The 20,996-nt window shown below is 63.5% G+C and carries 22 protein-coding genes; 7 read left to right on the plus strand and 15 right to left on the minus strand.

Annotated features, from left to right (window positions below):
- Positions 1-4 precede the first annotated feature (4 nt).
- Entirely contained in the window at positions 5-724 is a 720-nt protein-coding gene (purN, locus tag ACN50D_RS18060; protein WP_211920713.1) for a phosphoribosylglycinamide formyltransferase, read from the plus strand.
- A complete protein-coding gene (gene purH / locus ACN50D_RS18065; RefSeq protein ID WP_003946407.1) occupies positions 717-2,276 on the plus strand; it encodes a bifunctional phosphoribosylaminoimidazolecarboxamide formyltransferase/IMP cyclohydrolase in 1,560 nt (519 codons plus the stop codon). The genes purN and purH overlap by 8 nt, the downstream gene beginning before the upstream one ends.
- 76 nt (positions 2,277-2,352) lie before the next feature.
- Here purH and ACN50D_RS18070 read toward each other — a convergent pair whose 3' ends face one another.
- The 3 genes from ACN50D_RS18070 to ACN50D_RS18080 all read right to left on the minus strand — a co-directional run bounded on the left by ACN50D_RS18070 (position 2,353) and on the right by ACN50D_RS18080 (position 4,594).
- Positions 2,353-2,574, minus strand: coding sequence for a hypothetical protein (locus tag ACN50D_RS18070; RefSeq protein WP_003946391.1), 222 nt, complete (start codon positions 2,572-2,574; stop codon positions 2,353-2,355).
- 451 nt (positions 2,575-3,025) lie between these two features.
- Positions 3,026-3,994: an alpha/beta hydrolase family protein gene (locus ACN50D_RS18075; RefSeq protein WP_003946348.1), complete on the minus strand. Its 969-nt coding sequence runs from the start codon at positions 3,992-3,994 to the stop codon at positions 3,026-3,028.
- A 27-nt stretch (positions 3,995-4,021) separates the two neighbouring features.
- Positions 4,022-4,594 carry a DUF4126 domain-containing protein gene (locus ACN50D_RS18080; RefSeq protein WP_007727593.1) on the minus strand — a complete coding sequence of 191 codons (573 nt, stop codon included), beginning with the start codon at positions 4,592-4,594 and terminating at the stop codon, positions 4,022-4,024.
- Positions 4,595-4,679: 85 nt separating this feature from the next.
- On the opposite strand from ACN50D_RS18080, the gene ACN50D_RS18085 reads away from it, so the two are divergent.
- From ACN50D_RS18085 to ACN50D_RS18095, 3 genes are read left to right on the plus strand one after another with little or no spacing between them, the layout of a single operon-like run.
- A complete protein-coding gene (locus tag ACN50D_RS18085; protein ID WP_211920711.1) occupies positions 4,680-5,096 on the plus strand; it encodes a VOC family protein in 417 nt (138 codons plus the stop codon).
- Between the two features lie 54 nt (positions 5,097-5,150).
- Positions 5,151-6,527, plus strand: coding sequence for an ATP-binding protein (locus tag ACN50D_RS18090; RefSeq protein ID WP_211920709.1), 1,377 nt, complete (start codon positions 5,151-5,153; stop codon positions 6,525-6,527).
- 9 nt (positions 6,528-6,536) lie between these two features.
- The gene (locus ACN50D_RS18095; protein WP_211920707.1) at positions 6,537-8,474 is read left to right on the plus strand and encodes a VWA domain-containing protein; all 1,938 of its coding nucleotides are present in this window, start codon (positions 6,537-6,539) and stop codon (positions 8,472-8,474) included.
- Between the two features lie 11 nt (positions 8,475-8,485).
- On the opposite strand, the gene ACN50D_RS18100 is transcribed toward ACN50D_RS18095, so the two are convergent.
- Positions 8,486-9,511 carry an agmatine deiminase family protein gene (locus ACN50D_RS18100; RefSeq protein ID WP_211920705.1) on the minus strand — a complete coding sequence of 342 codons (1,026 nt, stop codon included), beginning with the start codon at positions 9,509-9,511 and terminating at the stop codon, positions 8,486-8,488.
- Positions 9,508-10,455: a nitrilase-related carbon-nitrogen hydrolase gene (locus ACN50D_RS18105; protein ID WP_211920703.1), complete on the minus strand. Its 948-nt coding sequence runs from the start codon at positions 10,453-10,455 to the stop codon at positions 9,508-9,510. The genes ACN50D_RS18100 and ACN50D_RS18105 overlap by 4 nt, the downstream gene beginning before the upstream one ends.
- Positions 10,456-10,604: 149 nt before the next feature.
- Between ACN50D_RS18105 and ACN50D_RS18110 the strand changes: the two genes are divergently transcribed.
- Positions 10,605-11,222, plus strand: a complete 618-nt coding sequence (locus ACN50D_RS18110; protein ID WP_065455349.1) for a TetR/AcrR family transcriptional regulator — start codon at positions 10,605-10,607, stop codon at positions 11,220-11,222.
- Here the strand turns inward: ACN50D_RS18110 and ACN50D_RS18115 are convergent.
- The 3 genes from ACN50D_RS18115 to ACN50D_RS18125 form a co-directional block, all read right to left on the minus strand.
- Positions 11,219-12,745, minus strand: coding sequence for an APC family permease (locus ACN50D_RS18115; protein ID WP_003946397.1), 1,527 nt, complete (start codon positions 12,743-12,745; stop codon positions 11,219-11,221). The two genes, ACN50D_RS18110 and ACN50D_RS18115, sit on opposite strands and share 4 nt — an antisense overlap.
- Entirely contained in the window at positions 12,742-13,641 is a 900-nt protein-coding gene (locus ACN50D_RS18120; protein WP_211920701.1) for a universal stress protein, read from the minus strand. The genes ACN50D_RS18115 and ACN50D_RS18120 overlap by 4 nt, the downstream gene beginning before the upstream one ends.
- A 90-nt stretch (positions 13,642-13,731) precedes the next feature.
- Entirely contained in the window at positions 13,732-15,162 is a 1,431-nt protein-coding gene (locus ACN50D_RS18125) for a gamma-aminobutyraldehyde dehydrogenase (RefSeq protein WP_211920699.1), read from the minus strand.
- 169 nt (positions 15,163-15,331) lie between these two features.
- On the opposite strand from ACN50D_RS18125, the gene ACN50D_RS18130 reads away from it, so the two are divergent.
- Positions 15,332-16,849 (plus strand): PucR family transcriptional regulator, encoded by a 1,518-nt coding sequence (locus ACN50D_RS18130; RefSeq protein ID WP_211920697.1) that lies wholly within the window; start codon positions 15,332-15,334, stop codon positions 16,847-16,849.
- Between the two features lie 36 nt (positions 16,850-16,885).
- On the opposite strand, the gene ACN50D_RS18135 is transcribed toward ACN50D_RS18130, so the two are convergent.
- From ACN50D_RS18135 to rpmB, 7 genes are all read right to left on the minus strand, one after another.
- Positions 16,886-18,247 carry a flavin monoamine oxidase family protein gene (locus ACN50D_RS18135; protein WP_050656887.1) on the minus strand — a complete coding sequence of 454 codons (1,362 nt, stop codon included), beginning with the start codon at positions 18,245-18,247 and terminating at the stop codon, positions 16,886-16,888.
- Positions 18,248-18,401: 154 nt separating this feature from the next.
- A complete protein-coding gene (locus ACN50D_RS18140; protein ID WP_007727550.1) occupies positions 18,402-18,866 on the minus strand; it encodes a hypothetical protein in 465 nt (154 codons plus the stop codon).
- A gap of 19 nt (positions 18,867-18,885) precedes the next feature.
- Positions 18,886-19,824 carry an AEC family transporter gene (locus ACN50D_RS18145; protein WP_054828132.1) on the minus strand — a complete coding sequence of 313 codons (939 nt, stop codon included), beginning with the start codon at positions 19,822-19,824 and terminating at the stop codon, positions 18,886-18,888.
- A 130-nt stretch (positions 19,825-19,954) separates the two neighbouring features.
- Complete coding sequence (rpsR, locus tag ACN50D_RS18150) at positions 19,955-20,212, minus strand: 30S ribosomal protein S18 (protein ID WP_003946414.1); 258 nt, start codon at positions 20,210-20,212, stop codon at positions 19,955-19,957.
- A 9-nt stretch (positions 20,213-20,221) separates the two neighbouring features.
- Positions 20,222-20,527: a 30S ribosomal protein S14 gene (rpsN, locus tag ACN50D_RS18155; protein ID WP_003946379.1), complete on the minus strand. Its 306-nt coding sequence runs from the start codon at positions 20,525-20,527 to the stop codon at positions 20,222-20,224.
- A 2-nt stretch (positions 20,528-20,529) separates the two neighbouring features.
- Positions 20,530-20,694, minus strand: coding sequence for a 50S ribosomal protein L33 (gene rpmG, locus ACN50D_RS18160; protein WP_003946358.1), 165 nt, complete (start codon positions 20,692-20,694; stop codon positions 20,530-20,532).
- A gap of 4 nt (positions 20,695-20,698) precedes the next feature.
- Entirely contained in the window at positions 20,699-20,935 is a 237-nt protein-coding gene (gene rpmB, locus ACN50D_RS18165; RefSeq protein WP_003946346.1) for a 50S ribosomal protein L28, read from the minus strand.
- Positions 20,936-20,996 lie beyond the last annotated feature (61 nt).

Raw genomic sequence — 20,996 nt, forward strand, 5'->3', positions numbered from 1 at the left:
TGTCATGCGGCCGATACTCCGGCCGCATCATCTTCCAGTTCTCAGGAGTAGTGCGCTGACTGCCTCGGCCGACAATCCGCAGCCGACAATGCCCGACAGGGTCCAATTTCGCGACTCGGTCGCGCGGGTAGTCGTACTCGCTTCCGGCGCGGGAACCCTGCTGACTTCGCTGATCGACGCTTCGCATGCCGAGGGATACCCCGCCGAGATCGTTGCCGTCGGTGTAGATCGTGACTGCCCCGCCGCCGAGCACGCTGCGGATTCGAAGATCCCGTCCTTCAAGGTCTCGATCAAGACCTACGAAAATCGTGCCGCCTGGGACGAGGCGCTGACAGCAGCGGTGGCCGAGTACGAACCCGATCTCGTGGTCAGTGCAGGCTTCATGAAAATCCTCGGCCCCAGCTTTCTCGCGCGTTTCGGCGGCCGAATCATCAACACTCATCCCGCGTTGCTGCCTGCCTTTCCCGGCGCGCACGCGGTTCCCGACGCTCTGGCGTACGGCGTGAAGGTCACCGGTTCCACGGTGCATCTCGTCGACGGCGGAGTTGATACCGGGCCGATCTTGGCGCAGGAAGCTGTGCCGGTGCATGACGACGACACCGAGTCTTCGTTGCATGAACGCATCAAAATTGTGGAGCGACGGTTGTTGGCGGACGTCATCGCCGCTGTTGCTACGCGCGGAGTGGTTTCCGATGGACGAAAGGCCGTGATCCCCAGTGAGTGAACGCAAGGCTGTGCGCCGTGCACTTGTCAGCGTCTACGACAAGAGTGGTCTGATCGAGCTGGCCACGGGCCTGCACGAGGCCGGTGTCGAGTTGGTCTCGACCGGTTCGACCGCGTCGAAGATCGCCGACGCCGGAATCCCCGTGACGCCGGTCGAGGCTCTGACCGGATTCCCGGAATGCCTCGAAGGCCGTGTGAAGACGCTGCATCCGCGCGTCCACGCCGGCGTTCTCGCCGATACCCGCAAGCCGGATCACCTCGCTCAGCTCGAGGAACTCGGCATCGCGACCTTCGAATTGGTGGTCGTGAACCTGTACCCCTTCACCGAGACGGTTGCCTCGGGCGCTAGCCCGGACGAGTGTGTCGAGCAGATCGACATCGGCGGCCCGTCGATGGTGCGTGCTGCAGCCAAGAACCATCCGTCGGTTGCCGTCGTGGTCGATCCGGCTCGTTACGCCGACGTCCTGACTGCCGTTGCCGGTGGCGGATTCACCTTGCGTGAGCGCACTGTGCTTGCAGCGCAGGCTTTCCAGCACACTGCGTCGTACGACGTCGCTGTTGCGAGCTGGATGACGAGCACGATCGCCGCTGACGAGGACGGCTCGCTGTTCCCGGCCTGGGTCGGTGCGACCTGGAACCGCAGCGCTGTTCTTCGCTACGGCGAGAACCCGCACCAGGACGCTGCGCTGTACGAAAACCCGGCTGCGCCTGCAGGTTTGGCTCAGGCGGAGCAGTTGCACGGCAAGGAGATGTCGTACAACAACTACACGGACTCCGACGCAGCGTGGCGCGCAGCGTACGACTTCACTGATCCGGCCGTCGCAATCATCAAGCACGCCAACCCGTGTGGCATCGCCATCGGCACCGACATCGCCGACGCCCACCGCAAGGCGCATGCATGCGATCCGGTCAGTGCTTTCGGTGGTGTGATCGCTGCCAACCGTGAGGTCACCGTCGAACTGGCCGAGCAGATCGCCGACATCTTCACCGAGGTCGTCATCGCGCCCTCGTACGAAGACGGAGCTGTCGAGGTTCTGCAGCGTAAGAAGAACATTCGTGTTCTGAAGGCAGCCGCTCCGACCGCTACCGGAATCGAACTGCGTCCGATCTCTGGCGGTACCTTGCTCCAGCAGCGCGACGTCCTGGACGCCGACGGCGACAACCCGGCCAACTGGACCCTCGCCAACGGTGAGGCTGCCGATGCCGAGACTCTCGCTGACCTCGAATTTGCTTGGCGCGCCAGCCGTTCGGTGAAGTCCAACGCGATCCTCCTGGCCTCCGGCGGTGCCTCTGTCGGCGTCGGCATGGGCCAGGTCAACCGCGTCGACGCAGCGCATCTGGCTGTTCAGCGAGCCGGTGACCGCGTCGTAGGTTCGGTTGCAGCTTCGGACGCGTTCTTCCCGTTCCCTGACGGTCTGCAGGTGCTGCTCAACGCCGGCGTCAAGGCTGTTGTGCAGCCGGGTGGTTCGGTTCGCGACAACGAAGTGATTGCCGCAGCCAAGGAAGCCGGTGTCACTCTCTATCTGACCGGTGCGCGCCACTTCGCGCACTGACTCCTACGTCGGTAGCGGGCCTCGACTCCTCAACGGGAGTTCGGGGCCCGTTCTGCATTCAGGCCGCCCGGGTCTTTCAGGCGGCGCTGCTGTGGGTGCCCTGGAGTTCGCGCGGTGAGCCGGTGATGACGACGCGTGAGGCTCCGCGACTGCGGATCTCGCTGATCAATGCGCCGAGGGTAGCTTCGTGGGCCGCATCGGAGTGTGAAAGATCCAGGGTGACGGCGTATCCGGTGAGGTCACCGGGCAGATCGACATACGGCGGCGCGATGGACAGTTGGTTGACTCGAAGTTTCATGTGGTGCTCCTGCGTGTGAAAGGTAAAAGAAAAGGCACCCGAGGCGTTTGCCCTGGGTGCCCGAGAACGAATCCGGTGAAACTGGGGATCATTCTCGGGGTACACCGCGCTTGTTGCCCATGTGCTTGGCCGACATTGCGGCCGAAAAAATGTGCTTGTCTGCGGTGCAGCTGCGCCACGAAGGTACGGATACGACGTGCGGGTGTAGCGACATGATGTCCGTTCCTTTCTGTGTGGCGTTGCTGGTTAATGGATGACCGTACAGCACGGATCGAGGGTTCGCACCAATAAAAAGCGCCGCGAACGTAAACTCCGGGTGACTTCTGTCCCCGGGCTCGCTGGATTGAAAGAGTCTGCGTTGCAGGTCAGGCGTAGAAAGCAGAATTCCCTCCGCGATGGTTCGCGGAGGGAACTTTCTACCTGAAAAAGAGGACGTTCGGTCTGTACGTGATCAGGAGAACGAACGGACCCACGCTGTGAAGGGCTCCGAGAACTCTGCCGAGTACGGAAGCGGCGCGACGTAGTCGGCACCGGTGGACTGTTCGTCGCCGATGTCCTTGAGTACGAAGTTGGCGTTGCGCATCCGCACGGAAGTCAGCGCTGTATGGGAGAGCGCGGCGTCGAGTGCCGCGACATCGGCGGGAATGACTTGGATGTCCTTGTCCGAGCAGCTCGTGAGAACGGGCATGCCCGCCGGTAGCGCCGCCACGAGCGCAACCGGGTCCAATGCGTCTTCCTCGGCGAGTGCCTTGGCGTTGGCGTGTACGAGTCCCGCATTCTGCAGCGGCTCGGGCAGGTCATCCGGAACAGTGCCCTCGGATCGCAGCGACTCGACGGCATCGGCGAGCGCGACGCGCAGTTCGTCAGCCAGTTCGACCGGCAACTGACCGGCGCCGACGACCGCATCGAGCTGGCGGTGAATCTGCGTCGTGAGTAGATCGAGAAGTCTGACGCTCAGAGGCTCGAGCAGTGCGAGGGCACTGACTCTGGCGCCCTCCTTCGCGGTGGCGAGAGCCAGTGCGACTACGGCGCCGTCGCTGTGTCCGACCACGAACAAGCGCTCGGGATCGACACCGGGTTGCCCGGCGAGGTAGTCCAGTCCGTCGGAGGCGGCGTCGACAAAAGTGTTGAAGCCGAGATCGGCGATGTCCTCGATGTCGTAGTCACCGAGGGCGGTTTCGCCACTGCCGAGCTTGTCGTAACGCAGGCTTGAAATCCCTTGTTTTTCAAGAAGATCCGCGATGAACCGCAGAGTTCCGATGTCGCCTTCGAGGAGGGCGCTGTCGCCGTTGCGATCGGTGGGGCCGCTGCCGGCCAGAATCAGCGCGGCCGGGGCAGGGGCGTCGGGTGAGGCGGCCAGGCGAAGACTCCCGTACAGGGTGACGTCGCCGGATTGGAACGAGATCTCGGTGTCGGACATGACGACTTGTCTACCAGGTCGGTGCGGTCAGGCGGTGCGCAGACTCCGGACACGACGCCAGCCACGCCAGCTGAACCACAAGAGCGCGGCGAGCAGGGGAATGATCAGGAGCGGCAAGATCATCGCGATCAAGGAGGTGAAGAAAGTCAGCACATCCTCGATGACGGAAACGACGGGATTTGCCAGCCCACCGGTAGTGGCCGTACTGACCGCGCGAGTGCCGGTCTGCGCGGCGCTGAACGTCAACGCCGTCGGCGCTCCGACGATGATGCCCGCCAACGCGGCCATCGCAGGGTCGAGATGGCTGAAGGCCGCCCAGGCCGCGATCACTCCGGCGATCGGTCCGGTGACGTTCCCGATCACCGAGAGTGCGTTGTCCACGAACGGAATGAGGTCGGCACCCAGTTCGACCACCGCGGCGATTGCCAATGCGACCAGCGCACCGGTCGATCCGATCCACCGCATCGACTCGCCGACGGTGATCCCGAACAGTTCGAAGTGGACGGCAGCGCTGAGCATCAGCAGCGGCAGGAAGGTTCGCATTCCGGACGCTGCGGCGAGTCCGAGGCCGAGCATGGCCGGCAACACCCAGGTATCCATGGGTGGAGTTTAGGTCTACTGTGCGCCTTTATTAACCGCCGGCGGTTAATAAAGGCGCACAGCAAAGTCTCGGAAAGGACCTTTCATGGCGACAAACCCGCAGCCGATGTTCTTCCTCAACCTGCCCGTCAAGGACCTCGGCAAGGCCACCACCTTCTACGAGGGCCTCGGATACTCCAAGAACACGCAGTTCTCCGACGAGAACGCGTCGTCGATGGTCATCAGTGACACCATCGTCGTGATGCTGTTGGCCGAGCCCTTCTTCAAGACCTTCACCAGCAAGGGCATTGCCGACACCTCGACGTCGACGGAAGCGCTGCTCGGTCTCTCGGCCGAGACCCGTGAGGCCGTCGACGCCCTCGTCGACAAGGCGCTCGCGACCGGCGGTTCCGAAGGTAACGCGACGCAGGATCACGGCTTCATGTACAGCCGCAGCTTCCAGGATCTCGACGGCCACATCTGGGAAATCATCTGGATGAATCCCGAGAACATCGAGGGCTGAGCGACCGAACTTCCTCGGCGAGAGGCGAAACCCCGCAAACACTCGTAGCGTGGAGTGGTGACTGTCGCAAAAACCCTCGGAGAGCTACGCGCCTCCGGACACGTACAGCGAAGTGTCAAGGAAGAACTACGAGAGAATCTTCTCGCCGCGTTGCGGGACGGCCGTGACCCCTGGCCCGGGATAGTCGGGTTCGAGGACACGGTCGCCCCGCAACTCGAGCGGGCGCTGATCGCCGGCCACGACGTGGTTCTGCTCGGCGAACGAGGTCAGGGAAAGACGAGGTTGCTTCGCACCCTCGGGCTCCTGCTCGACGAGTGGACGCCCGTCATCGAAGGCTCGGAACTGGGGGAGCACCCGTACGAGCCGATCATCCCGGCTTCGATACGTCGAGCCAAGGAACTGGGCGACGACCTCCCGATCGCCTGGCGCCACCGCAGCGAGCGGTACTCCGAGAAGTTGGCGACGCCGGATACCTCGGTCGCCGACCTGATCGGCGACGTCGATCCGGTCAAGGTTGCCGAAGGCCGGAGCCTCGGCGATCCGGAGACCATTCACTTCGGCCTCGTGCCTCGCGCGCATCGCGGAATCGTGGCCATCAACGAGCTCCCCGACCTCGCCGAACGCATCCAGGTCTCTTTGCTCAACGTGATGGAAGAGCGGGACATCCAGGTCCGCGGGTACACGCTTCGGCTTCCGTTGGACGTTCTTCTGGTCGCGAGCGCCAACCCCGAGGACTACACCAACCGCGGGCGCATCATCACACCACTCAAGGACCGCTTTGGCGCCGAGATCCGCACTCACTACCCCGTCGAGCTGGCGGGCGAGATCGCGGTGATCGAGCAGGAGGCGCACCTGGCCGCGGAGGTGCCCGACTACCTTCTCGAAATTCTTGCCAGATTCACTCGCCTGCTCCGCGAATCCACCTCGGTGGACCAGCGATCGGGTGTGTCGGCACGCTTTGCCGTCGCCGGCGCGGAAACCGTCAGTGCCGCCGCGGTACGACGGGCAGCGGTGCTCGGCGAAGCCGATCCTGTTGCACGGCCCGTCGATCTCGAGTCCGTGGTCGAGGTTCTTCGCGGCAAGGTCGAGTTCGAATCCGGTGAAGAGGGACGGGAACTGGAGGTGCTCGAGCACCTGCTGCGTCGCGCGACCGCCGATACGGTTCGGGTACGTCTCGGCGGGATCGACCTGGGGATGCTGGTTGCTGCGGTGGAGATGGGCAACACGATCGTCACCGGTGAATCTGTCACGGCCAAGGCATTTCTCGACGAGCTTCCGGACCTCGAGGTCCTGGACGAAGTAGCCGAACGTCTCGGTGCGCAATCCGACGGCGAGCGTGCCGCCGGTGCCGAACTTGCCCTCGAAGGGCTTTACCTCGCGCGCCGGATCTCCAAAGATCAAGGCCCGGGCGGCCGCTCGGTATATTCGTAAGGGGCAGTGATGATCCACAATCCGCGGTACGGGCCTTACGACGGTGGTCCCGATCCGCTCGCGCCTCCCGTGGATCTGCGCGAGGCCCTGGCAGCAATCGGCGACGACGTGTTGTCGGGCACGTCGCCGCGCCATGCCCTCCGAGAGCTCCTGCGCCGAGGCAACCGGGACATGCGCGGGCTCGACGACCTTGCTGCCCAGGCGAACCGGCGCCGACGTGAGTTGCTACGCCGCAACAATCTCGACGGAACGCTCGACGAGGTTCGTAAGCTTCTCGACAAGGCGGTGCTCGAAGAGCGCAAAGAACTGGCACGTGCTCTCGACGACGACGCACGATTCAACGAAATGCGGATCGAGGAGTTACCGCCGTCGACAGCTCAGGCCGTGCAAGATCTGGCCGACTACAACTGGCGCAGCGAACAGGCTCGCGCGGATTACGAGAAGATTCGTGATCTGCTCGGACGTGAGGTTCTCGATCAACGCTTCTCGGGAATGAAGCAGGCACTCGAGGGCGCCACCGACGAGGATCGTGAGCAGATACGCCAGATGCTGGCTGATCTGAATCAACTGCTCGACGCGCACTCTCGCGGCGTCGACACTGCGGAGCAGTTCGCGGAGTTCATGGACAAGCACGGGCAGTATTTCCCGGACAACCCGCGCAACGTCGAGGAACTTCTGGATTCTTTGGCGCAGCGCGCGGCGGCTGCACAACGATTGCGGAACTCGCTCTCGCAGGAGCAGCGTGACGAGTTGGATGCGTTGGCGCAGCTGGCGTTCGGTGATCCGAGCCTGATGAGTGAGCTGAGTCAACTCGACCAGTTCCTTCAGGCGGCTCGGCCGGGTGAGGACTGGGAAGGTTCGCAACAGTTCCGCGGCGACAACGGAATGGGGTTGGGTGAGGGGACCGGTGCCCTGCAGGACATCGCCGAGCTGGAATCCTTGGCGGATCAACTGTCGCAGCAATACGCGGGCGCGGCGCTCGACGACATCGACCCCGAGCTACTCGCGCGGCAACTCGGCGACGAAGCCGCCGCTGATGCTCGCACCCTGGCCGATCTCGAAAAGGCTTTACAGGAACAGGGTTTCTTCGATCGTGCACCAGACGGTCAATGGCGCTTGTCGCCCAAAGCCATGCGACAGCTCGGGCAGACTGCTCTGCGCGATGTCGCCGGGCAACTGTCGTCGCGAACCGGTCAACGCGATACGCGTCGGGCCGGTGCGATGGGTGAACCGACCGGAGCGTCCCGCGAATGGGAATTCGGGGACACGGAACCGTGGGACGTCACGAGAACCATCACCAACGCCGTCCTGCGTGACCCGGGTCGAATGCCGGTGCGGCTGAGCGTCGTCGATGTCGAGGTGGCCGAAACCGAACAGCGCAGTCAGGCTGCGGTTGCTCTCCTGGTGGACACGTCGTTCTCGATGGTGATGGAAGATCGCTGGGTGCCGATGAAGCGCACCGCTCTGGCACTCAATCATCTGGTGAGTACGCGATTTCGCAGCGACGAACTCCAGTTGATCGCCTTCGGACGCCACGCGCACGTGCTGAGCCCGTCGGAGCTCGCTGGTTTGGACGGCGCGTGGGACCAGGGAACCAACCTGCACCACGCACTGTTGTTGGCGGCCAGGCATCTTCGACGCCACTCCAACGCACAGCCGGTGGTACTGATCGTCACCGACGGTGAGCCGACGGCTCATCTCGAAGCGGACGGAGAAGCCAGGTTCGACTACCCGCCGAGTGCGCGAACCCTCGGTTTGACGGTTCGAGCACTCGACGCGGTGGCCAGGCTGGGCGCCAAGGTCACGTTCTTCCGCCTCGGTGAGGATCCAGGTCTGGCCAGGGTGGTCGACCGGATGGCGCACCGTGTGGGTGGACGCGTCATCGCGCCGGACCTGGACGGCCTCGGCGCCGCGGTCGTGAGTGACTACATGCGAGGTCGCCGCTAATTCTGCCGCCGTCAGTCTTGTTCAGCGGGCTGGTGCTGGGTGATGCAGTGGATGCCGCCGCCACGTTCGAACAGCGGTCTGGCGTCGACGGTGACGACGGTGCGCCCGGGGTAGGCGGCCGCAAGGATCCGGGCCGCTTCGGCGTCGGCCGGATCGTCGAAGCTGCAGGCGATCACTCCGCGATTGACCACGAGATGGTTGATGTAGCTGTAGTCGACGAATCCATCGTCGTCGCGCAGGATCTCGGGCGCAGGTACCCGAATGACCTTCCACGGCCGGCCGCCGACGTCCGTCGAGCTTTCGAACAACTCGATGATCGTCTTGCTGACGGCGTAGTCGGGGTGCACCGGATTGCGTTGGTCATGGACGAGTACAACTCCGGGGGAAGAGATGGCAGCGACGATGTCGACGTGTCCGCGCGTTCCGTACGTCTCCTGATCGCGGGTCAATCCGCGGGGAAGCCAGATCACGTGCTTGGCGCCGATGGTGCGGGCGAGTTCGGCCTCGATGTCGGCCTTCGTCAGGTCGGGGTTTCGTCCCGGATCGAGTTGGACGGTTTCGGTGACCAAGACGGTGCCGAGACCGTCGACCGCAATACCGCCGCCCTCGTTGACGATTGGTGAGTCGATCAACTGGGCACCGGATTGTTCGACGACAAATGCGCCGATCTTCGAGTCCTTGTCCCACTGCGCCCAATCCTGTGCACCCCAGCCGTTGAACACCCAGTCGACTCCGCCGAGACGGCCTTCGTCGGACAGGACGAACGTCGGCCCGATGTCGCGCATCCACGCGTCGTTGAGAGGTGTCTCGACGATGTCGACCTTCTCGGACAGGTACTTTCGTGCTTCTTCGACTTCGGCGGGATCGACGACGACGGTGACCGGCTCGAATTCGGCGACGGCGTGGGCGACGGCCGCCCACGTCGAGCGCGCTTCGTGCTGTTCTTCCGCGGTGTACCCGAGAGAGTATCCGGCGCTCGGGTACGCCATCCAGGTACGTTCGTGCGGTTCACTTTCCGCGGGCATGCGCCAGGTCATCGGTTGGCTCCTGCAGTGTTCACCGGTGCGGTCAGGGCCGAGTAGGTGTCGGGTCGGCGAGTGGCCAGGAACGGGAACAGCGCAAGCCAGTCTTCACGGTGCTGCAGGTCGAGATCTGCGACCAGGACGGCTGATTCGTCGCGCGGAGCCTGAACGAGGATGCGTCCGTACGGGTCCGAGATGAACGACGAACCGTAGAAGGTGATGAGACCTTCACTGCCGTGGCGATTGGGGACAACCATGAAAGTGCCGTTGGCGACACCGTTTCCGACGATCACTTGCTGCCACAGCGGTTGGGTGTCGAAGTTCGGGTGATCGGGTTCCGAGCCGATCGCCGTCGGGTACACCAGGACCTGGGCACCGGCGAGGGAGTATGCACGTGCGACCTCGGGGAACCACTCGTCCCAGCATGTCGGGAGTCCGAACTTGGCGCCGAGTGCCTCGTGAACGGGGTATGCGTCCTCGGACGGACCGCCGCGAAAGTACGTGTCCTCGTAGTACCCGGACGTCACCGGAATGTGGAGCTTGCGGGTACGACCGAGAAGTTCACCCCCGGGCGAGACCAGGATCGCGGTGTTGAAGCCCAGGCCGTCCTCGGCGTCGCTGCGCTCGTACAACGACGCGTGAACGAGAACCTGGTTCTCCGCGGCGGCCTTGGTGGCGAAGTCGAAAGTGGGTCCGGTGAGCAGGTCTTCCGCCGCGCGTCCGGGATTGTCGCCGGCCGGGGCGGAGGCGGGGTAGCGGCTGAGCGTCAGCTCTGGAAGAAAGACCACGGAAGCGCCCAGCTTCGCTGCGGACGCAATGCCTTCGCTCAATTCAGCGTGGAGGTCGTCTTGGTCCTCGTGCCAGCGATGTTGGACGAGACCTACACGCAGAGGGGTGGACGTGGACGGCGAAGTCGCGGCCGGTGACTCGGGTGGGGTGAGGGCGGTGATCGTCAGCATGGGGTTTCCTCGGTGCTCGGGTATTCGACGTTCAACGTAAAACGAATGTGATTCGTTAAGTATGGTGGGTGAGCGCTGATTGATCAAGGACTTTCGAGGAATTGTTTTTTGCAGCGCCCCGAACGGTGTGGATCACTACAGGAGGACATATGCCGCGGCCATCGCAACGACTGCTCTCACCGGCGATCATCACCGAGGCAGCGATCGAGTCGGTGGACGAATCCGGCGACTTCACCATGCCGGGACTCGCCGCAAGACTGAAGGTTCGACCGTCCTCGCTCTACAACCACGTTTCCGGACGAGCCGAGATCGTCGAACTGATGAGGGCGCAGTTGATGGCAGGAATCGACGTCGAGTCGGCCTCGGGGACCTGGAGTGAGACCGTCGCGGCGCTGGCAGCCGAGTACCGGCGAAGCTACGCCGCGCATCCTCGTCTGATTCCGCTCTTCACGGCCCAGACGGTGCAGGCCGGTGTGGCGTTCACCCTCTACAACGCATTGGCGCAGGCATTTGCCGATGGTGGCTTCGGCCCGACCGAAACACTGCACGCGATCACGACCGTCGACAGTTTTGTTCTCGGTTCGGCCCTGGACCTGGCGGCGCCGGACGTCCAGTGGGCGTCGGGACCCGAAGCCAACGACGCAATGAAGGCGGCGTTGGCAACGTCCGGGAAAAATCCCGAACGTGCCGACGCCGCCTTCGAATTCGGCTTGCGCGTGTTGATGGCGGGCCTGATCGCGCAGGCCCCCGGATCTACTGTCTCCTAGGACACGCTGAGGTCGTTCTCGTCGCGCAGAGCCTCCGTGTCGCGGTTGAGGGTCTTGCCCTCGAAGAACTCGGGATTGCGCACTCGCATGACCATCATCAGGACCGCGCCGAGGATGAGGATTCCGAAGCCGAGGAAGAAGACCAGGCCGATTCCGCCGATGGATGCTCCGCTGGCATTGTCCGGATTCATACTCTCCTGGACCGAAATGACGAACACCGCAAGCAGCATGAGGCCACCGATGAGTGGGAACGCGAGCCGGAAGACGAAGTTTCGTACGCTCTCGAAAAGCGTCTTGCGGAAGTACCACACGCACGCGAATGCGGTGATGCCGTAGTACCAGCAGATCATGATGCCGAGTGCGGCGATCGTGTCGAGCAGAGCACTTTCGGACAGGAACGTGACGACGCTGTAGAACACTGCGGTTACCGCGCCTGCCACGACGGTCGCGTACGACGGCACCAGGAACCGAGGCGAGACCTCGGCGAGCTTCTTGGGGAAAGCTCCGTATGCACCCATGGCGAGCATGGTTCGTGCCGCGGGCAGGAACGTGGTCTGCAGGCTGGCGACTGAAGAGACGAAGACCGCGAGGAACAGAAGCATTCCGCCCCAGTTGCCCAGGACCGGGTCGGCCAGAGCGCCGAAGACGTTCTCGGAGTTGTCGGGATTGCCGAGGCCGAGGCCTTCCTCGCCGACGCCGGCGTACATCATCGCGGCAACGGCGACCAGCAGGTAGGTAAGGAGAATGGTTGCGACACAGAGCAAACCGGCGCGGCCGGGGGTCTTCTTGGGGTTCTTCGACTCCTCGCCCAGCGTGAGACAGGTATCCCAGCCCCAGAACGCGAAGATCGATCCGGTGAGTCCGATGACAAACGCACCGATGGCGAGTCCGCTGAACGGGTTGAACCAACTCAGGTCGAAGGACAATCCGGCCGGGGCGTCGCCGGCGCCGACGTGAACCAGTGCAACGACGGCGAAGACGACCAGCAGCACCATCTGGAAGCCGACGAGCGCGAACTGTACGCGCTCGCTGGTGGTGATTCCCCGACTGGCAATCCAGGTGGCCAACGCGATGAACACCAGTGTGGTGCCGACGTTGACGAATTTATTGCCCGGCAGATCGGCGATGGAGGGATTGTCGGCCACCCGCGCGATGAACAGATAGAAGAAGTCGACGGCAATTGCAGCGAGGTTCGAGAGTACGATGATGGTGGCGATCACCATGCCCCAGCCGCACATCCAGCCGACGTACGGTCCGAATGCCTTGGTGGACCACGTGAATGACGCTCCGCAGTCAGGAGTGTCGGAGTTCAGTTCGCGGTACGCGTACGCGGTGAGGAACATCGGGATGAAGCCGGCGATGAAGATGGCGGGCATCTTGAGACCGACCGCAGCGACGATCAATCCGATGCTGGCCGTCAGGGTGTAACCCGGTGCCACGGAGGAGATTCCGAGCACCGCGCCGGAGATCATGCCGATCTTGCCGGTGGCGAGGCCTTTGGAACTCAGTTCGGTGCTGGTCATGACAGTGCCTCCGGCTGGGTGAATTCGTGCTTGGGCACTACGACCATGGGTACGGGCAGTACGCGCAGCATCTTGGCGGCGGTGGAGCCCAGGAACAGTTTGCGGGGCTGTGCGAGGCGACTTGAACCGACCATCACGAGGTCGCCGTCCTGCCAGTCCAGTTGACGCACTGCCGATTCCACGGTAGATCCGTCGGCAATGATGACCTCGATGGGGAACTCCGCGGGGAGCGCGGCTCTTGCGACGTCGAGTGTGTCCTGAGCGTGATTTCGTGCACGCTCCCTGGCCGACTCGGCGGTGTCGCGATGATCTCGCAGATCGTTCTGGGGGTCGAGCGCTACCAGTGAGACCAGTCGCAACGGAACCTGCATCAGTTCGCTGGCGCGCACGGCGGTGTTCAAGACGATGTCGGCGCCGACACGGGTGCCGAGTGCACAGGTGACCTCTCGTATCGCAGTGGCCGCCGAGTGCCGCGTTCCGCGAGGCGCCAGTGCTACCGGGACGTGGGCGGAGTGAAGCAGTTCGGTCGAGACCGAACCTATCGCGTGACGGCCGAGCAAACCGTCGCCGGAAGCTCCCACCACGATCGCGAGCGCATTCAGTCGGTCCACTTCGTCGAGCAGGCCCTGAGCGAACGACTCGTGGAAGCTCAGGTGTACTTCCACCTGGATGTCCTCGGGCACCGACGCTTTCGCCTCGGCGAGCCAGTCGTGTGCACGCGCGGCGAGGATGTCGTCGTAGCCGGCTTCCGAGGGAACCTTGGCCGGCAGTGTCCGATCCGGTGGGAGGACCATGCAGATGTCGAGTTGCGCGCCGAGACTGCGCGCGAGCTGGGCCCCGAGGATCAGCCCGTCTTTACCGCTGGGTGTGGCGAGGTATCCGACGATAAGGCGCATGGTGGCTCTTTTCCGGATTGGAGGAATCTGCTGTGCGCCTTTATTAACCGCGGGGGGTTGATAAAGGCGCACAGCAGGAGGGGCGGCGACTCAGTCGTGCGAACTCATGACGTGCTTGAGACGGGTGTAGTCCTCGACTCCGTAGACCGAGAGATCCTTGCCGTAACCGGAATACTTGAAGCCGCCGTGCGGCATTTCGGCGACGAGCGGGATGTGGCAGTTGATCCACACCGCACCGAAGTCGAGAGCAGCGGAGACGCGTTGCGTGACACCGTGATCCTTGGTCCAGATGCTCGAGGCCAGGCCGAACCGAACGTCGTTGGCAAGCGTGATCGCCTCCTTCTCGTCGGAGAAGCTCTGGACTGTGAGGATAGGACCGAAAGTCTCTTCCTGCACGATGTCGTCCGATTGCGCGACGCCGGTGATGACGGTCGGCTCGAAGAAGAATCCGGTTTCGCCCGAACGCTTTCCGCCGGTAACGATCTTGGCCGACGCCGGCAGGTTCGCGATCTTGTCGCTCACGGCGTTGAAGTGATTGATGTTGTTGAGCGGGCCGTAGAAGGCATCAGGATCGGAAGGCGCTCCGGGGCGCAGCTTCTCGGCGTTCCGGACGAGGGCTTCGACGAGCTGATCGTGGATGGACTCGTGAACGATCACGCGAGTGGCCGCGGTGCAATCCTGGCCGCCGTTGAAGAACGCTGCCTCGGCGATGCCGGTGGCGGTCTTCTCGATGTCGACGTCGCCGAAGACGATCGCCGGCGCTTTGCCGCCCAGTTCGAGGTGCGCGCGCTTGAGCTGCTGTGCTGCGGACACGGCGACAGCGATGCCTGCCCGCACCGAACCGGTGATCGAGACGAGACCGAGGGCCGGGTTCTCCACCAACGTCGCGCCGGTTCCGCCGTTGCCGAGCACGACGTTGAACACACCGTCCGGCAGGATGCCCTTCGAGAGCTTCGCCAGGACCAGCGTGCTGCCCGGTGTGGTGTCGCTGGGCTTGAGGACGATCGTGTTGCCGGCCGCGAGGGCGGGCCCGATCTTCCACAGCGCCATCATGAACGGGTAGTTCCAGGGAGTGACCTGGCCGACGACGCCGATCGGTTCACGACGGACGTAGGAGGTGAAACCCTCCATGTACTCTCCGGCCGCCTTGCCCTCGAGAAGTCGTGCGGCTCCGGCGAAGAACCGCATCTGATCGGCTCCGACCTTGACCTCTTCGTCGGCGATCATCTGGTGGGCCTGGCCGGTGTTGGCGCTTTCGGCTGCGACGATTTCGTCGCTGTGCGCTTCGATGGCGTCGGCGAGCTTGAGGAGTGCAGCCTGCCGCACGCTCGGCGTCGTCTTGCCCCAGGTCTCGAATGCTCTCTGTGCGGCTTCGACGGCGGCGTCGACGTCTTCCTTCGTGGAGACCGGCGTACGCCCGACCACACTCTCGTCCACGGGGTTGATCAGGTCGAGTGTTTCCGTCGCGGCTGAGGCGACGAATTCACCGTTGATGTAGTTCTCGAGTACGACGATCGACATCGGTACCGGTTCCTCTCGAGGTCGAACGAGTTCCGGCCGAGGTGATCAGCACGGAACTCGCACTTTGTGGGGCGTGTGTGAGCAAGTGTGCGCTGACTCACAAGTAAAGGCAGCTGCCAAAAAGGTGAAATCTTTGATCGCCGACGCGCCGAGTTGTACAGTCCAGCCCATGACGATCGCTGTGCGGTGGATGTTGGCGCAGCCGGACCTCGCGCTGGAACTCAAAGGCGGCGCCCAGGGCGTCGGTCGCGAAATCACATTTGCGCACGCCACGGAGTTGCTCGACCCTTTCCGGTGGTTGACCGGCGGCGAATTCATCCTCACCACCGGCATCCGATTGCCGTCCACTCAGCAAAAGCGCGGCCGCTATCTCCGAATGCTCGACGCGGCAGGTGTGGCGGCGGTGGGATTCGGAACCGGGCTCTCGTACCCCGAGGTCCCGGCCGATCTGGTGGCCGTCGCCGACGAGATCGGACTCCCGCTGATCGAGGTGCCGCTGCCGACGCCTTTTGCTGCCGTCGTCAAGCGCGTAATGAGCCGGTTGGCAGAGCAGGAATATGAAGCTGTCCTCCGGGCGTCGCGGGCGCAACCGCGGATGACGCGTGCCGTCATTTCCGGCGGAACGGCTGCGACCGTGCGTGAACTGGCGATCGCGACTTCGGCGACGGTGCTTCTTCTCGACGTCGCCGGAAGAGTTCTCGAGAGCTCACCTCAACTGCCGACGGACGACGTGATCGACGAACTGCGAGCAACTCTCGGGGGCGGTGCCTCCAGTAGCGTGACGCTCGCAAGGTCTGGAGCGTCGATCGCGGTGCAGCAGATCAGCGTCGGGCGAACGCCGTACGGATACCTGGCGGTGATCAGTGCTTCGGCGCTCAGCTACGTCGATCAGATACTGCTCGGTCACGCGAACTCGTTGTTGGCGTTGGACTTCGAGAAACCCGCGCGTCTGCGTGCTACTCAGGATCGGTTGAATTCGCACGCCCTCGGGCTGCTGCTCACCGAGGATCGCGACCCGGCGCCGGCGTGGCAACAGATCAGGCAGGCCGCCGACGGTGAGGGAATGATCCGAGGATTGACAGTTCTTACCGACACGTCCGACGTAGCGGGACGCGTCGGAGCCGAGATTGCCGAGTTCATGAACAAGGCGGGGCGGCAGTTGTTCTCGCGGATCAACGACACTCGCGTCACGGTGCTGCTGCGTGGAACCGACGACGTCGAGTTCGCCCGAGAGCTGCTCGGCGGGGTATCGAGGTCGGATCTTCGCGCGCTTCGTGTCGGCTTGAGCGCGCGACGGGTGGTCGCTGCGCTGGCGGTCGCCGTCGAACAGTCCCAGCTGTGTGCGTCGGCGGCCGAAATCGGTGGCGAGCCTTTGGAATTCGCAGCTCTGACCGGAAGTGTGCTGCTGTCTTTCGATTCGACGCGTGAAGTGCTCAACACGCTGGCGGAAACGATGATCACACCGATCGAGGACTACGACCGTGACAACGGCACCGAACTGCTGGCGTCGCTGCGGGCATTTCTCGAGGCCAACGGACACTGGGAAGCGGCCGCCATCACGATGGGCGTTCACCGGCACACACTGCGGAGCCGAATGGCGAAGGTGGAGAGCCTGATCGACTGTCGGCTGGAAGTGGCCAGGGTTCGGGCCGAACTACTGCTCTCGATCATTGCCCGGCAATCGTGACTGCCGGGCAATGATCGAGACTTGGCAAAGCGGCCGTCAGGCCTTGCTGCGAGCGATGATGTCGGCTGCGGTTCGCTGACCCATCCGAACGGCACCGTCGACGTGCTGGTACCCCTCGGCCGCAATGTCGGAGCACGAGAAGTGAATCGGGCCGACGGGCGTGCGGGAATCCGCGCCGTAGCGGTGCAGGCCTCCGAGGTCGAAGCTCGCTGCGTACGCACCGCGGGTCCATTCCTCCGAGCCCCAGTCGGATTCGTAGTACACAACCGGCTCTTCGGCCTTCGGGCCGAGATAGCGGGCAAGTGAGGCCAGAATCGTGGCCTTACGCTCCTCGACGGAAAGCTCGAACATCGCGTCGGCCTTCTCGTCGGAGACGAAAGCGACCAGGGTGCCGCGATCGTCCTCGTGGTTGGTGTTGTCGTACACCTCCTGCACTACCTCGGACGCGCCGAAGCCGGTGCCGGAGAGGCCGTCTTCGCGCCAGAAAGGCGTCTCGTACACCGCGTGAACCTTGATGACGAGGCCGAGGGACTGGTGCTGGTGCATCTGGTGCTGACGACGCGGCAGCGGGGGATCGTACGAGATCCGGGAGTAGAGGTTGGGCGGTACGGCCAGGATCACTCGGCTTGCCTCGACGCGAACATCGCCGTCCGCCAACACCGTTGCACCGGATTCGTTCCACTGCACCGTACGCACGGGTGCGTTGAGGAAGACGTCGTCGCCGAGGGCCTCTGCCATGCGGATCGATACCTGCTGCATTCCGCCGATCACTCGCTTGTCGAGGATGAAGTCCTCGTCGACGAGATGGGAGAACGAGCCTGCGGAAGCGGCCATGAGTACGGCCTGCAGGGCAGAGAACGAGTGGGCGGGCTTGGTGAGCATGCCACCGGCGATGAAGAGACCGATGTTGTCACGTGCCTCGGCGTCGTCGGACTGATTGATCAGCCACTGCTTGAAGGAGACTGTGTCGAGATCGCGGGCGAGGGGATGTGCCCACGGTTCCTCGGCGCCGATCTGCGCTGCGAGATCGTCCATCTCGTCGATGAGACGGTCCATCTCCTTCTTCGTGGTGTCGTTCGTGGGGAAGGAATCGCCCGTGTACTGCGTCCGCTCACCTGCCGACGAGATGTAGACGGACTCGCCCTCGCGGTAGCGCTCGAAAGTTTTCAGGCCGAGTTCGTCGAGCAAGGAGATCAGCGCGGTCTGGTCGGGGGAGACCCACTGGCCGCCGATTTCCAGAACTGCTCCGTCGATGGTGTCGGTCCACGTGCGGCCGCCGACGCGGTCGCGCGCTTCGATCACAGCGACGGTCAAACCGGCCTTGCGCAGCGCGGTTGCAGCTGCCAGGCCAGAGGGGCCGGCGCCGACGATTGCAACGTCTCTCTGGAGAGTAGGCACTTGCGAGCTCCTTCATGTTGAGCACCGCTCGAGTCGAAAGCTGCCGACGAGCGAGTGAACGGGTGTCGGTTTTCAGTCTGTCCCGAGGAGACGCACACCACACCTGACGAAACGGCGTGTTCGATCGTCGAACTTGTGCCGTTTAGGCGCGCAGCTAGCCGTTGATGACGTGACGATCGCCGAGCGGTCGGCTCAGCGGGACATCCAAGCTGCCGAACACGGCAACCAGAATGCACATCTTGTCCGCGGCCTCGGGCAGTGCCCCGGTTCGGAGCGTGACGATCACCGTCGTATCGGTCTCTTCGACGGTTGCGTACGCGCCGTAGCACTCCGGAGTGCCGGTCACGAAGTGGACGGCCACCGTGTGATCGTCGACCTCGGACCACGATTCGAACATCGTGGCCGTCGCACCCACGATGTCGGTGCGGCTGTCGAACTCCGTGCCCATCTCGCTGTCGTCGACCTCGTCGGGAACGGGGGTTCCGAGCGACCAGTCGGCGGGACTTGCTTCGTTGGCCGCCATCGGATTCGGTGCGGCAACCGGCCCCGTGGTCTGGGCCCCGACGGAGCATCCGGCCACAGCAAGGCAGGCCAGAACGGCGAGGGTTAGTACACGCATGAATCCACCGTAACCCTGCTCAAGCGAGTAGCGCTGTGACCAGCGCAATTGCGGGAATTGACGCCAAAGTGGTGACAAAGGCACTGTCTCGGGCGAGGACCATTCCGCGCCGATAGCGGCTTGCGTAGATGAAGACGTTCTGCGCCGTCGGCAACGTCGAGACGACCACGATGGCGAACAACTGATGACCGTCGATGCCGAGGAGGAAATGCGCCATCAGATAGGCCAGCACAGGTTGGACCACGATCTTGAGCGTCGACGCCAGCGCGACGTCGCGGCGTGGACTCGAGCCTTTCTCCAGCACCCGCACGCCGTAGAGCGAGAGCCCGAATGCCAACAGCGCACCGGGTACCGACGTCGCGCCGATCAATTCGAAAGGCTGCATCAGCGGCCGGGGCGGTACCCAACCGATCAACGCGACGATCAACCCCGCAGCGCCCGCGAGCACGATCGGATTCTTGAACGGGGCGGTGACGGTGTCGATCAACGAGAGCTTCTCGGCATCCGTGCCGCGAAGGGCCGTCAGATCGAGGATCGTCAAGGCGATCGGGGAGTACACGACGATCTGGAAGAGCAGGAGCGGCGCGACGAACGTGGCATCGCCGAGCACGAACACCGCGATCGGGATTCCGAGGTTGGCTGAATTCACGTACGAAGCCGACAGCGCGCCGATGGTCAGTTCGGGTAGCGGCCGGTTGAGCCAGATCTTTGCGACGACGACGTACAGAGCGCCGACGGCAAAGGCAGTAGCCGACGCAACGGCGAGCGTCGGCGAGAAGATCACCGAAAGATCAGACGACGCGAGGGTGGTGAACAGCAGGGCAGGCGTCGCGACGAAGAAGACGAGTCGACCGAGAACGAACTGTCCTTGGCTACCGAGGGTGCCGAGACGGCCGAGGAGATACCCGACCGCGATGACAACAAAAATTACGGTGAAACCCGCAACAACTCCCGACACGCTGCGGGCACCTCTCGACTGGAATGAACGACTTCGGGAAAATCTTAGTCAGGGCAACAAAAAGGCCGCGCAGTCGAGTGACTGCGCGACCTCTTCGGTACTTCTACGTGTGACTACCGAGCACGTATGACTACCGGGCGGCGGTGAAGGGGAGCAACGCCATTTCGCGTGCGTTCTTCACTGCAACGGCGACCTGACGCTGCTGCTGCGGGGTCAGGCCCGTGACGCGACGGCTGCGGATCTTGCCGCGGTCCGAGATGAACGTGCGAAGCAAGTTGATGTCCTTGTAATCGACATGCGTGATCTTCGCTGCGAACAACGGGTTCTTCTTGGGCTTACGACCCTCTACGGGGCGTGGCTTCTTCGACGGTGAACGCTTGACTGCCATCCGACTTCCTTACCAGCTCGACTTGTGTACGCCAGGCAGTTCCCCACGGTGCGCCATTTCTCGCACGCGAATCCGGGAGAGCCCGAACTTCCGCAGGTGGCCGCGCGGACGTCCATCCGCAGCGTCTCGATTGCGCAATCGTACCGGACTGGCGTCGCGTGGTAGACGTTGCAGGGTCGCTTGGGCCTTCGCGCGCTCCTCTGCCGAGCTTTTCGGGGAGCGGATCGTCTCCTTGAGAGCGGACCGCTGCTCCGCGTACCGCTCGACGACGACCCGTCGCTGGTTGTTCTTCGCGATCTTCGACTTCTTGGCCATGCCTACTTCTCTTCTCGGAAATCGACGTGCTTTCGCAGCACCGGGTCGTACTTCTTCAGTACGAGTCGATCGGGGTCGTTACGACGGTTCTTGCGGGTCACGTACGTGTACCCGGTGCCCGCGGTGGACTTGAGTTTCACGATCGGGCGGATCTCGTTGCGTGCCATCTGCTCAGACCTTCTCGCCGCGCGCGCGGATCCGGGCGACGACGGATTCGATGCCGTCGCGGTCGATCGTCTTGATGCCCTTGGTCGAGAGCGTGAGTGTGATGCGACGCCCCTCGCTGGGCAGGAGGTAGGTCTTGCGCTGGATGTTCGGGTTCCAGCGACGGTTCGAACGCTTGTGAGAGTGCGAGACGGATTTTCCGAACCCCGGCACACGTCCGGTCACTTGGCAGTGAGCCGACATGGGTGTTCCTTTCAACTTGCAGATGACAATCATTTTCGACAATGCGGTGAGATCAATGTAC

Origin of the sequence: Rhodococcus sp. SB1D (genome assembly GCF_048573875.1) — a bacterium.
Classification (GTDB): Bacteria; Actinomycetota; Actinomycetes; order Mycobacteriales; family Mycobacteriaceae; genus Rhodococcus_F; species Rhodococcus_F qingshengii.